The sequence below is a fragment of the Microbacterium hibisci genome (assembly GCF_015278255.1).
GTDB classification, from domain to species: domain Bacteria; phylum Actinomycetota; class Actinomycetes; order Actinomycetales; family Microbacteriaceae; genus Microbacterium; species Microbacterium hibisci.
Genome location: NZ_JADIJC010000004.1, coordinates 263,394 through 275,269 on the forward strand (window position 1 = coordinate 263,394; position 11,876 = coordinate 275,269).

The following is an 11,876-nucleotide window of genomic DNA, read 5'->3' on the forward strand; positions in this document are numbered from 1 at the left end:
CCGTTTTCGGACTCCACCTGGTCGTGGCTTAGCGAGACCAACGCCTCATCACGGGTGTGTGTGGTTCTCGAGGGGGACGGCACTGGAACGCGCATAGCCGCGGGTGTACTCCCACGGCATGGGATCGTGACGACTTTGGTGAGCCCGGCTCGCCCAAGCGGCGATCAACGACTCAAGCTTCCGGCGTTCGGGGCTGTTCTGATGAACGTCGGGTCGCGAGCGATGAATGCGTCGGTGTTCTGCCGCTCCCAGTTGGTCCAGGACGAATCGTGGAACACGTCCTGGCCGTGTGCGTCAGCATCCGTGGGAGGTCGTCAGCCCCAGGATGCAGCCGGTGGGCCTCACGCGACCAAAGCAGTTCGAGCTGGCGGGCCATTCGAATGTCTGGAACCCGTCTCGTTCTATGCACATGAGGACCCGCGGTGCTCAGGGTTGGACGATAGGGAACCAGAAGGGGAAGTTCTCGAGGAGTGCGAACAGCTCGACGATGACCTGGCTGGAGCCGTCAACGCTAATGTCTCCGCTGGCGACCGCTTCGGCCACTCCGGAGGTGCCGAATACGGCGCGGGCCAGGGCTGCCTTCGTTGAGTGCACCGTGGCTTCGGGTGCGTCGAGCGTCTTGTCGACGGTGTAAATGAGGACGCCGTTGCGCAGCTCCAGAGCGTAGGTCGTTCCCGTGTCGCCGATCGTCCACTGGATGCGCGACGAAGCGCCGGCGGCACGCGAGCCGTCGAGCTTGATCCCCATGTAGTCGAAGATCATCTCGGGAGGCATCGCTCCGAGGACGTCGAGCGTCGCGAGCTCGATCTTGCCGAGGTCGCGGACCCCTCCGCGCAGCTCCTGCGCGCCCATGAGGTACTCGTTGCGCCAGGTCGGGTTCTCGCACTGGTAGCCGAGCTGCTCAAGGATGTCGGCCTGGAGCAGCGCCGCGTCACGGTTGCCGGGCTGAGCGAACACGAGGTGGGATCCGAGCTCGGCCGCCCAGCGATAGTCACCGGCATCGAACGCCGCCTGCACCCTTGCCAGCAGCGCATCGACCCCTCCGGCCAGTTCGACGTACCGGGTCGCCGCGTCGACCGGCGGGAGCGGGTGCAGGTGCGCCGGGTTCGAGTCGTACCATCCCAGGTATCGCTGGTAGACCGCCTTGGCGTTGTGGTTGACGGAGCCGTAGTAGTCACGGTTATGCCACTGCGCCGAGAGCCCGGGGGGAAGTGCGAGCTGCTCGGCGATCTCGACCATCGTCTCGCCCTTGTTGGCAAGGTGCAGAACCCGGTCGTGAAGGAACTTGTACAGGTCGCGCTGGCTTTCGAGGAACGCCACGATGTCGGCCGATCCCCAGCGGGGCCAGTGGTGCTGGGCGAAGATGACGTCGGTGTCGGCGCCGAAGAGCTCGATCGTCTCGTTGAGCGTCTTCCACCAGGTCGCGGCATCCCGCACCTGCGCTCCTCGGAGGGTGTACAGGTTGTGCAGGGTGTGCGTCGCGTCTTCCGCCGCACACAGCGCCCGGCGCTGCGGGAGATGGATGAGGAACTCGGCAGGCGCCTCGGTGCCGGGCGCCATCTGGAAGACCATCTCGACACCGTCGACCGTGCGCTTCTCGCCGGTCTCGCGAATGAGGTCCGTCGGCGCGATGAGCGTGGACGACCCCATGTTCGACAGGGCGTTCGCAAGGCCCGCATTGATGTGTCCCTGCGGTCCGGGCGGGATCAGCGGCCCGTACATGTAGATGGCGCGTCGTGTCATGGCGTTCCCGGCGTAGACGTTCTCGGCCACCGCCTCAGAGAGGAACCCTTCGGGCGCGATCACGACCGCTCGCCCGGCGTCCACCTCCTCCTGGCTGAGGACCGCCTTGGCACCGCCGTAGTGGTCGCCATGGCTGTGCGTGTAGATGAGCGCCTTCACCGGCCTATCGCCCCGGTGCGCCCGGTAGAGGTCGAGCGCCGCCTGGGCGGTCTCCTTGTAAACGAGGGGGTCGATCACGATGATGCCCTCATCGCCCTCGACGATCGTGATGTTCGACAGGTCGAGTCCGCGTACCTGGTAGATGCCGGAGGTCACCTCGAACAGCCCGTGGCTCTGGTTGACCTGCGCGTGCCGCCACAGGCTCGGGTGCACCGTGTCGGGCGCGTCGTCCGTGTCGAGGACGAAGTCGTGGCCGGCGACGTCGATCACCGGCACGCCGTCGCCGCGACGGATCACCGGCTCGGAGAGCGTCGCGATGAAGCCGCGTCGGGCATCGTCGTAGTCCCGGCGATCTGCGAGCGGGAGGCCCTCGCGGGCCGCGGCGTTCGCTCGAGCGGTGTGGGACGATGCGGGCTTGGGCGCGACGGCGTCAGACATGAACTCTCCCCGGAGTCGGTTGGCGATTCCTCACGCTATATGCCACCGAGCCGCGTGCTCAACGATGGGGTGGGATCAAAGTGCCGAGATCGTCTACCGACCAGTTTGAGGGTCGGTGAAGACGATCGCGGAGCGCTCGCCAACCCACATCGGCCGGCCGATCCACGCGAAGGTAGGAAGCGACCGGTCGAACGATGTCACGGCTCAATCCGGTACCCAACGACTGCAACGACTCAAGCGTTCGAACAGCCGCATCGGCGTCGCGGTCGAGTTCGACTGCGGCGTTGCCGATGGCGACATCGACATTGATTCATCGCACGACCAGCGGATCGATGCGATGGAAGACAGCGTCGCTGACGCCAGCCGCCGCTGCCTGTGCTGTTTCTCGGGCTAGTCTTTGACGCTGTCCGCGACATACGCGCGTGCCGCGGCCACTGCTGCATTCACTGCGTCGTCGCCAGCGCGATCCTGCATGTCTCCGGACTGCTGCCGACGCCAATCCAATGCGCGAACGCTTTCGATTTTCATCGTAGGGATAAGCGACACCAGGTCGGCCGGAGCCGCTCGGTCGACGTGGTGGCTTGCGACTAGCGCGTCATACGTTAGCTTCTGTGCGAGCAGGACGCGCCACAAGGGCGCCGCACCGTGAGGGATCCACGGATACACGGGCGGTGCCAGCAGGTTCAGGCGTGGGCGAGTGAGTGCATCGAAGACACGTGGCCGTCACTCGAGGAGAAAGGCGACGGTCGCGTCGACGAGTGCGCGGGGTGCTCGATTGATCCCGTCGTGACCGTGATGCCGTATGGGGAGGACAGTTGCGCTGGGGATTGCATCGGCGAGAGCCTGGCTCAGTCCCGCGTAGTAGCGCGGTCCCGCTACGCCGTATGCAACGAGAACGTCGGCGGAGATGTCGGCCCATCGGGTGGCAGGCCCGTCGTTGTCGATCACTTCTTGTGATTCCGCGAGCGTGGACGGGAGCAGCTCCGCCATCTGTGCGCCGATGGGGGTCCGTAGGAACGCGCTGGTGAGTGAAGTCTGCATGGACAGCGGCAACCGGCTGGTCACCTGGTGCGTGTTGATGCCCGCGGAGGTCAAAGCGAGGGCTCGGGCGATGTCGCCGGCTTCGGCCGCGGCTCGCGCGGCAGGCAGCCACCCGGCGGGAAAGCGGCCGTCGATGCTCACCGCCGCGTCGTACAGTACGAGCCGACCGATGGGCAGAACCTCGGCGGCACGCAGGGCGATGTAGCCACCCACGCTGTGGCCGATCACTCCGGTGGCACCCGTGCCTCGCGTGACCGCGTCGATGTCGGCGATGTCGTCGCTGATCGAGTAGCCGCCTGTCCGGGGAGCAGCGCCAGCGCGGCCGCGCCGGTCGTAGAGGTGCACGGTAAGTCGATCACCCAGTCGGTGCGCGAGGCGGTTGTAGAGACGGGAGGTGACGCCACCGCCGTGCACCACCACGACACCCGGGCCGGCGCCGACCGACGTCACGCGCACGGCCGTGCCATCGCTCGCCTCGAACATGCGCACCTTCGGCACCGCTGTCTCCTTTTATCTGCGTACGGTGTTCGCAGTCTAGTCTGTTTTCATGAGCGAACAGGCGTCCGGGCGTCAACGCCCGGAGAGGACACGTCCGCCCGGTCCTGTGCCCTCGCTCGATCGCGCCGACATCGTCGCGGCCGCGGTCGCTCTCGCCGACGAGGGTGGGTTGCGCGCCGTGTCGATGCGCGCTGTTGCCGGTCGCATGGGCACGAGCGCGAGTGGCCTGTACCGGTACATCAAGGACCGGTCCGAGTTGCTCGCCCTCATGGCCGATCGAGTGGTCGCGGAGCTGCGGCCCTTCGAGCTTGCTCCCGGGAATGGAATCGATGCCTTGGTGAGAATGGCACATGCGCAGCGCGACCTCTACCGCCGTCATCCGTGGCTGAAGGAGATGGATCTTCGATTGGCTGGTGCGGGGCCGGAGACTCTCCGCTATTTCGACACGAGCCTGCGAGCGCTCGAAGGTGAAACCGGACCCATCCACGCCAAGTTCGAGGCCATCGCCATGGTCACCGGCATTGCCGCGATGTTCGCCTCCGCCCCAGAACCTCGCGCGGCGCGCCAAAGCGACGCCCCACCGACGGTTGACTCGGCCACCTACCCTCACCTCGCAGCGGCAGCCGCAGCCGCAACGGCAGCGCAACAGTACGAAGCAATGGACGCACGAGACGATCTCCTCGAACGGGTAGTACGGGGAGTGCTCCGTGGATTGCTCGCCCCCTGAGAGCCGTGCACGAGGAGCTCCGCCGAATTTCCCGCCTGCCCAGCCAGGCACGATCCGCCGCCGACACCGTCCATCGGGTCGGGATCTTCGCCCCGTGCGGTACCTCTCCCGCGCATTACCCTTTTACGGATCGGGAGCGTGTCAGACCTGTGGCGCTCGGTATCGGATACGGCTTGAACCCGGCTACACCAAAGCGCGCGTGCAAGGATCCGCCAGCGAAGACCGCGGCCGCTGGGACTGGTCCTTGACCGCCTGCGACTCGGGGGTTCTCCCGATTCTCCGTGACGTCCGCCTTCCTTAGGTTCGAGACATGCCCTTCATCGCATTCGTCCGAACCTGGATCGTTTCCATCGTCGGCTGCCTTCCGCTTCTCATCTTGCTGCTCATTCCTGAGCTCATGCGCAGCCGGGCGGGGAGCGAGCAATTGCTCATCGTCGGCTCGCTCACGCTACTCGTGCTCCTCGCGGCGGCGTTCGTCTTCGCCCCCTTGATGAGCGCGATCGCAGCCCCGGTCACTGGGCGTTGGACCCCCCGGTCCGCGCTCAGGAGAACCCGAGCGGTATGGAGCTCACGCAGGGGCCAGGCCTGGCTCGCGGTCGGTGGTGCACTGCTCGTGTACGGCGCGGCACAGGCCGTCGGGTACTGGGTCGGTGCAATCGCGCCATCGGTGCGCGACAACCCTGCGTTCGGCAGCGGTGGATCAGACGCCCGCTGGATCATCGACTACCCGGCCTACGTGCTGCAGGCCGCCACGATCTACGCGATCACGACACTCGCGATCGCTTCGTACGGATGGCGCATCCGCGTGATCTGCCTCACCGCTCTCACGGCGGCCCCTGCCGATGTTCGGACTGGAGAGCTCGCTGCCTGATCCTGACGCGTGAGACTACCGCTGGCCGCCCGTCAGGCGATCCTCAACCCACGCAAGAAACGAAGCCGCACTGTCCGCGTGCGTGCACCACCTGTTCCCTTCGATGCCCCGGCCGCACCTTCGCCGCGCTTCGGTGATCGTTCGGGCCTACTGCGACGCGCAGGGCATCCGTTACACCTCTACGCGTTTGCTGGCGTCCTACGCGATCGTGATCGGCTACATCAACCGGGTGGGTCTCGGCGAGCGGGATCCGTTCGACTGCCCCCTGGTCGCCCAGCGGCGCGCGATCTGAGTGGTCGACGAGGGCGCAGCGGCACGGAAGACTGTCCGGATGACCTGTGTCGACTGCTCAGCGCAGCTTGGCCGGAGATGGGGGTTGGGCGGCGTGAGTGAAGGTGGCCAGGACTTCTTCCAGGAAACCGGCGACGACCTGGGCGTCGCTCAGTGTCAAGCGCGCGGCGATCGCGCGGAGCGTGGTGGTGATCGGGTCGAGGTCATCGGGGTTCATGGTGTCGTCGACCAGGCTGATGATCTTCTTGCGTCGGTCCAGAGAACTGACATTGACGACGACCAGGCCCTGCGCGAGCAGCCGGTCGACAAGCGCGGTGCCCGATGCCGCCGCCATATGAAGGGCGGCGACGATCATCGTGGTGGTGACCTCCGTGGCGGGTCCCGTCTCCGCCAGGAACCGTATAGCGGCCCGGTCGGTCTCGCTCAACGCTGCGGGCAGGCGTCGGCGTCGTCCGATTCGCGCGTCAGCGCGTCGCACTCTCTCCAGGAGCGCGCCGACGTCGGGGCGACCCGGATCGGCGCCACCCCCGGTGGCCGCGATCTCCGACATATCACTTCCCTTTCATCCCCGGAGCACGAGCGCACCTTGTGCGCACCCCTCCCGGGTACGGCCCCACAGCACCACGCTCCGGTGCCGATCACCTAAGCCATTGACGAGCACCGTGCATCCGGGTAACACCACGTGCCCGGATCCGGGTTGGCAATCCAGTGACGCCGCGGCTTCAGCGACTAATCAGGCTCGGAAGCCTCCTGTGGATCATCGCCAGGCGCGCGCGAGGGAATAGTGGTCGGCTTCAGCGAGCGGAGACGCTCACTTGCATGAGGCCGTGCCGGGGTCCGCGGCTTCGATCGGTCGGGGTGCCGATTCTGAGCTCCAACCTCCGCCCACCGTTTGTCGCGAGCGACGCGCCGCTCATCCGGCGTCTGGTCACTCGGCTGATCGAGTCCGCTGCTCATCTCGCAACGCTAGGGCGCCGACGTGTGCGCCCTCTCAGGAACCGAGCGTGCGGCGACCCGAACTCAGTGATCACGACGGACCATGCTGGTGTCACGTCGACCTCTCGTCCGCGGCGTACGCTCGGTGCATGGAGCCGCCGAACGTGTTCAAGGCCCGATTCGACGAGGTGGCTCCCGGCGGCCAGCGCCGCGTCACCGTTGGCGTCGAAATGCGAGACCGGGAGTCCGACGGGTCCATTCCCACCGCCGCATGGTTCCGAGGAGAGGAATACCGCCTCGACATCGAGGATCAGGCTGGTATTGCCATCTACGTGCGACGCTTCTAGCCGACCGCGCCGCCATGAACGCACCCGCATCCCGGAGGACCAAGTGCGCATGGGCTTCGCGCCCTCGTTCCGCCGAGCGCGACTCAGTGGATCGTCTTGCCCCGCTCGAGCATGGCGACGTACTGGGCGACGCGGGCCCGCGGGTCTCCGGCCGCTTCAGGCTGCTCACGCGGAACGTCATCGCGGAGCGGTTCTGCGCCGACCGTGCGGCGAACGCGGCCGCGATCGCCGGGTCGAGGAGCCCTCCCAGGCGGCGGTGGGGATCGCGTTGTGGCGGGCGGATGACTTCGCGCAGGGACCGCCGCGTCGAGCGGCCCCGCGCTGCTCACGCGGCGCCGACACCGGCTTTGTCACGTGATGGAACGACCTCTGTTTCGGTGCTGGTGGGTCGGGGGCGCAGCGCTCCGGCGAGCGTCACGGTGGTGATGCCGATGATGATGAGGGTGCCGAGGCCCCAGCGCAGGCCGGCGGTGTCGGTGATGGTGCCGATGAGGGGGCTGGTGAACAGGAAGCCGAGGCGCATGAGCCAGCTGATGATGGTGACGCCGGCGCCTTCGCTGATGCCGGGGAGTTTGGCGGCGGCGCTGAAGGCGCTGGGGACGAGGGTGGCGGAGCCGTAGCCCATGGCGGCCAGTCCGAAGAACAGGGCTCCGATGTCGGCACGGTTGAGGACCAGTACGAGTCCGCCGAGTGCGATCATGGCGCCGCCGAGGCGGGCGACGTTGGCGCGTCCCCATCTCTCGATCAGCAGGTCGCCGGTGAACCGGCCGATGCATTGCGCGCCGATGACCACGGTGAACGCGAGGCCGGCGACCTGGGCGGGGAGCCCGACCAGTTGCATGCCGGCCATCGCCGCCCAGTTGTTCGCGATGTCTTCGACCATCGTGCCGCAGATGGCGATGATGACCAGCGGCAGCGCAAGCAGGGTGACGCGGCCCCACCGCTGCGACCGGGAACCGGTCGTCGCGGCCGGTGCCGCTGCTGGCGCGGGATTGGCGGACAGCGAAGCAGTCATCAGCGCCCCGACGATGACGAGCGTCGCCCCGGCGACGCCCATGATCGCCAGTTGCAGGCGCATGTCCACGCCTGCCGCGGCGGCCGCGGTGGAGATCGCTCCGCTGGCCACGCCGCCCAGGCTCCAGAAGGCGTGCATGGAGGAGAGGATGGAGCGTCCGACGACGTCCTGCACGCGGATGCCGGCGACGTTCTGTGCGACGTCGACGATCGCGTCGAAGAAGCCAGCGAAGAACAGGCACGCGGCGAACATCCAGCCGGTCGTCGCCCACGGGGCGGCGATGATCGCGAGTGCCAGCAGCACCGTGCCGACGATCGACACCTTTACCGGGCCATATCGGGCGATCAGGCGTGCGGGCAGAGCGGAGGACACGATCGCGCCGACCGCGAAGGATGCGACCATGAAGCCGAACTCGACCGCGCTGAGGTTCAGGCGGGTGGCGATGGTCGGGTACCAGGGCAGCAGGGCGGCGAAGATGGCGCCGTTGCTGGCGAACATGATGCCCACGCCCGTGATGCCGCGGCGGCCGGTCTTTTTGTCGGTAGTCACAGCGGCACGATAGGCGTCAAAATGATCAGGTGTTCCGATCAGAACGACAGAGAATGATCATTCGGGCGGTGGAGGCCGGTCCCCGCACGGTTGGTGAACTCGCGGAGCTCACCGGGGTGTCCACGATCAGCGTGCGCCGCGACCTCGTCGAATTCGCCGAGCAGGGCGCGCTCGTCCGCACCCGTGGTGGTGCGGCCCCCGCCAAGCGACGGGGCAGCGAGTACCCGTTCGGGCTGCGGCAGTCCGAGGAATCGGTGACGAAGCAGGCGCTCGCTGACCTGGCGGCGACGTTGGTCAAGCCCGGTGACAGTGTGCTCGTCGACAACGGCACGACCGCGCTCGCGGTTGCCGTGGAGCTGGCAGGGCTCGGTGTGACCGCGTTGGCGCTGTCGCTGCACGCGGCAGCGGCGCTGGCAAGCCGACCCGGTAACCAGGTGATCGTTCCTGGCGGACTGGTCGACCATGACGACCTCGGATTCACGAGTGCCGGTGCGGCCGACGCGGTGCGGGCCATGCGGTTCGACGTGGCGATCTTCGGCGCCTGCGCGGCAGATCCGGACACAGGGCTCACGGTCGCCGGCTGGGGCGACGCGCAAGTCAAGCGGGCCGCGCTGGCCAACTCCAGGCGCGCGATCCTGGTCGCCACCGCCGACAAGTTCTCCCGCACCGCCGCCCACCGGTTCGGTGATCTGTCCGACCTCGACACCATCGTCACCACCCCGGACGCCGGCGTCGTGGTGCGCTACCAAGCCCGGCAAGCAGGCGTGGAAGTGCTCACCATCCCCGCCGCCGACAACCCCTCGGCACCACGTGCGGGCTGATCGATCGCGATGCGCGGCGCGCGGTAAGGGCTCCGGGATGGTCTCGGAGTGCCGTGCAGCGAGCCAACCGCTCGCCCTTGCTCCGCTCCGCGCCGCGCTCGCTCAGACGAGCGCGTGGCGGAGATCGTCGCGTGATTCGTCGAGCCAGGCGACCCGCCGCCGGATGACATCGCCGACGCCTTCGTCCCACATGCGTGCCCACCCGCCTCCGAGGTTTTCCGCGGCCCATTTCATCGCGGCGTACGACCCGCTGAATCGAAGTCGAGCGGCCTCCAACAAGAGATCCACATCGAACCGATCTCGGCCATAGGCGTCGTACATCAACCTGAGCCTCGACCCTGCATCGCGTCCCGCCTGACCTGGTTCGACATCCACGTCGGCGCAGAGCGGAACCCAGTGCATCGCGGTGTTCACGAAGTCGACCGAGCGCGTCGTGCGGTTGCTGAGGTCGAAGTCGATGACCCCCCAGGCGACGCCATCGCGGAACACGGTGTTCTGAGGGGTCAGGTCGCGGTGCCCGAAGATCACCGGTTCACCGGCGGGAAAGCTCGGTGTGGGCTTCCCCGGTTCGACGGGCAGAGTCGGCGGGTCGAACGATTCGCTCGCGTCGTGGAGCCTTCGAAGAAGACGCGCAACCCCGGGAAGGACCTCGTCGCTGGTCGCCCAGGCATCGACCGGTGAGCCCGCGACATCGCCCTCGAGGAAGGTGAGGACGTCGCGCCCCTGGTGGTCTCGCCCGAGCCAGCGCGGCGCGCCGGTGAAGCCGGCGGACTCGAGGTGGAGGAGGTAGGCCTCGACCACGGCACTCGTCGATTGGTGCGGTCGGCGGACAGTGTCGCCGATCCGAACGACTCCCTCCGTGACATCACCGCGCGGAAGCTCGACCTCAGGTCCCTCCGAAAACGCAGCCATCCCTCCATCTTGTCCGAGCATCGACAGATCGGGCGATGGCCCGCCCGTCGGGTGCGCGAGACTGGGCGTCGTGCCCACCCCATACCCCGACCCGGCGCCGAGCGCCGATCACGGCGATGCCGAGCACGTCTTCACAGACGCGGGCTGGACGCGGCTCGGCGCGGGGGACTGGGCGATCGCGCTGCTGTCACCGGACGGCCAGGCCGTCGCGCGCATCAGTCCGTTCGACCCGACCGGCCCGTACACCGCCGAGCTGTACCTCCGCACCGAGCACACGCTCCTCGTGCCACGGCTGTATGCGCACCGGCGACTGACCGGCGGCGGCGACCTCATGGTCATGGAGCGCCTGCATCCTGTGGACCCGTCGGATGCCGCCGGACTGCACCGCCTTCTTCTGGAGGAAGACGAGAGTGTCGCCGAGCTGACCCGCATCGTGCGCGCGATCCACGAGCGCGCTCTCGCGGAGCTGCCCTGGTGCGGCCCGATCGACGAGAACCCGTCGAATGTCATGCGCGGGTCCGACGGCCGCCTCGTGCTGATCGACCCGTTCTACGCGGACGGTCCGGCACTCTACGCCACTGCCGCGTCGGATCCGGATGCCGTGGTCACAGGCATCCCCGAAGCTGAGCGCCGTTTCATGACCGAGATCCCGCTCGCCGAGTCCGGGCCGTGGGAGCCAGCCGACCGGGAGACGATGCGCCTCGGCCTCGCGGCCGCCGATGCTCGGCACCGACTCGCCCGCGCGTCGACGCTCGACGCGGACGAGGGTGGGCGTTGACGCAACGTCGAAGTCAAGCCCCTCGGTCACCTCGCCGGGCGGAGCGAGACTCCGTCCCATGAGTCACCACCCCGACGACATCAAGCAGCCCCTCGACCACCTGCCTCCGAAGGACGAGCGCGACAAGGCGATCGAGATCGACGAGCCGCACTACCCCGGCACCGAAGGACCGGCGGATGCCTCGGCGGTGAGTCCTGCGACGGCCGCCGAGCCCGACCGGCCCGGCCGGCACGGACTGGACAAGCCACCGACCAGCGGGGCGTGATCTCGTCGAAGATCCCGCACCGGTGACGGCACCGCGCGGTATACCGAGGGCCCCGGGCGAAGATCAACAGGCGGGTGCCACATCTCGCGCTTGCGCCCGTCGCGCAGGAGTGGTCGGATAAGCGGGTGCAGATGACGGTGACCGGTGGCCTGATGCTCGCGGCCGTCGGCGCCGCGCTGTACCTGCTCGCGGCGATCATGCTCGCGCGCGCCAATCACGATCAGCGCGTGCCGTACTGGTCGAGCCCTCGCGTACCCTCCGGGTCATCGGTGGCCGTCCGCACCATCGGGGCGGCGACGATCGGCTTCGCCGCCATCGCGTCACCGCTGGGCTACTGGGGCGTGGCGGCCCTGCTCACCGCGATCCTGTGCGGAGTCGCGGTGATCGCACACCACAACCGCTCGCTGCAGCGCGTGTGACCACCAGCGCCACCGCCTACCCCGACCCCGACCCCGACCCCGGGCCGCGGCGGTCGGACCGCCGGA

The 11,876-nt window shown here is 67.9% G+C and carries 13 protein-coding genes and 1 pseudogene; 9 read left to right on the forward strand and 5 right to left on the reverse strand.

The window, feature by feature from the left end:
• Positions 1-426: 426 nt before the first annotated feature.
• Complete coding sequence (locus IM770_RS09420; protein WP_203580874.1) at positions 427-2,340, reverse strand: alkyl/aryl-sulfatase; 1,914 nt, start codon at positions 2,338-2,340, stop codon at positions 427-429.
• Positions 2,341-2,455: 115 nt separating this feature from the next.
• Here IM770_RS09420 and IM770_RS09425 point away from each other — a divergent pair, with 115 nt between their 5' ends.
• Positions 2,456-2,734, forward strand: a complete 279-nt coding sequence (locus tag IM770_RS09425) for a hypothetical protein (RefSeq protein ID WP_203580875.1) — start codon at positions 2,456-2,458, stop codon at positions 2,732-2,734.
• A gap of 329 nt (positions 2,735-3,063) precedes the next feature.
• Here IM770_RS09425 and IM770_RS09430 read toward each other — a convergent pair whose 3' ends face one another.
• Entirely contained in the window at positions 3,064-3,879 is an 816-nt protein-coding gene (locus tag IM770_RS09430) for an alpha/beta fold hydrolase (RefSeq protein WP_203580876.1), read from the reverse strand.
• 49 nt (positions 3,880-3,928) lie between these two features.
• Between IM770_RS09430 and IM770_RS09435 the strand changes: the two genes are divergently transcribed.
• From IM770_RS09435 to IM770_RS09445, 3 genes and pseudogenes are all read left to right on the forward strand, one after another.
• Positions 3,929-4,606 (forward strand): TetR/AcrR family transcriptional regulator, encoded by a 678-nt coding sequence (locus IM770_RS09435; RefSeq protein WP_203580877.1) that lies wholly within the window; start codon positions 3,929-3,931, stop codon positions 4,604-4,606.
• Positions 4,607-4,916: 310 nt separating this feature from the next.
• Entirely contained in the window at positions 4,917-5,477 is a 561-nt protein-coding gene (locus IM770_RS09440; protein ID WP_203580878.1) for a hypothetical protein, read from the forward strand.
• Between the two features lie 85 nt (positions 5,478-5,562).
• Positions 5,563-5,769: pseudogene (locus tag IM770_RS09445) on the forward strand (acyl-CoA desaturase); the annotation flags it as partial.
• Positions 5,770-5,826: 57 nt separating this feature from the next.
• Here IM770_RS09445 and IM770_RS09450 read toward each other — a convergent pair.
• Complete coding sequence (locus IM770_RS09450) at positions 5,827-6,318, reverse strand: MarR family transcriptional regulator (protein WP_203580879.1); 492 nt, start codon at positions 6,316-6,318, stop codon at positions 5,827-5,829.
• 535 nt (positions 6,319-6,853) lie between these two features.
• Between IM770_RS09450 and IM770_RS09455 the strand changes: the two genes are divergently transcribed.
• Complete coding sequence (locus tag IM770_RS09455; RefSeq protein ID WP_203580880.1) at positions 6,854-7,051, forward strand: hypothetical protein; 198 nt, start codon at positions 6,854-6,856, stop codon at positions 7,049-7,051.
• Positions 7,052-7,376: 325 nt separating this feature from the next.
• Here the strand turns inward: IM770_RS09455 and IM770_RS09460 are convergent, their stop codons facing one another.
• Complete coding sequence (locus tag IM770_RS09460) at positions 7,377-8,615, reverse strand: MFS transporter (RefSeq protein ID WP_307785420.1); 1,239 nt, start codon at positions 8,613-8,615, stop codon at positions 7,377-7,379.
• Positions 8,616-8,668: 53 nt separating this feature from the next.
• Here IM770_RS09460 and IM770_RS09465 point away from each other — a divergent pair, with 53 nt between their 5' ends.
• Positions 8,669-9,436, forward strand: coding sequence for a DeoR/GlpR family DNA-binding transcription regulator (locus IM770_RS09465; protein WP_203580881.1), 768 nt, complete (start codon positions 8,669-8,671; stop codon positions 9,434-9,436).
• A 102-nt stretch (positions 9,437-9,538) separates the two neighbouring features.
• Here IM770_RS09465 and IM770_RS09470 read toward each other — a convergent pair whose 3' ends face one another.
• Positions 9,539-10,426, reverse strand: a complete 888-nt coding sequence (locus tag IM770_RS09470; RefSeq protein ID WP_203580882.1) for a phosphotransferase — start codon at positions 10,424-10,426, stop codon at positions 9,539-9,541.
• Here IM770_RS09470 and IM770_RS09475 point away from each other — a divergent pair.
• The 3 genes from IM770_RS09475 to IM770_RS09485 all read left to right on the forward strand — a co-directional run bounded on the left by IM770_RS09475 (position 10,419) and on the right by IM770_RS09485 (position 11,810).
• The gene (locus IM770_RS09475; RefSeq protein ID WP_203580883.1) at positions 10,419-11,126 is read left to right on the forward strand and encodes an RIO2 family protein; all 708 of its coding nucleotides are present in this window, start codon (positions 10,419-10,421) and stop codon (positions 11,124-11,126) included. The genes IM770_RS09470 and IM770_RS09475 overlap by 8 nt on opposite strands.
• 58 nt (positions 11,127-11,184) lie before the next feature.
• Positions 11,185-11,391: a hypothetical protein gene (locus tag IM770_RS09480; protein ID WP_203580884.1), complete on the forward strand. Its 207-nt coding sequence runs from the start codon at positions 11,185-11,187 to the stop codon at positions 11,389-11,391.
• A 125-nt stretch (positions 11,392-11,516) separates the two neighbouring features.
• Positions 11,517-11,810 carry a hypothetical protein gene (locus tag IM770_RS09485; RefSeq protein WP_203580885.1) on the forward strand — a complete coding sequence of 98 codons (294 nt, stop codon included), beginning with the start codon at positions 11,517-11,519 and terminating at the stop codon, positions 11,808-11,810.
• Positions 11,811-11,876: the final 66 nt, after the last annotated feature.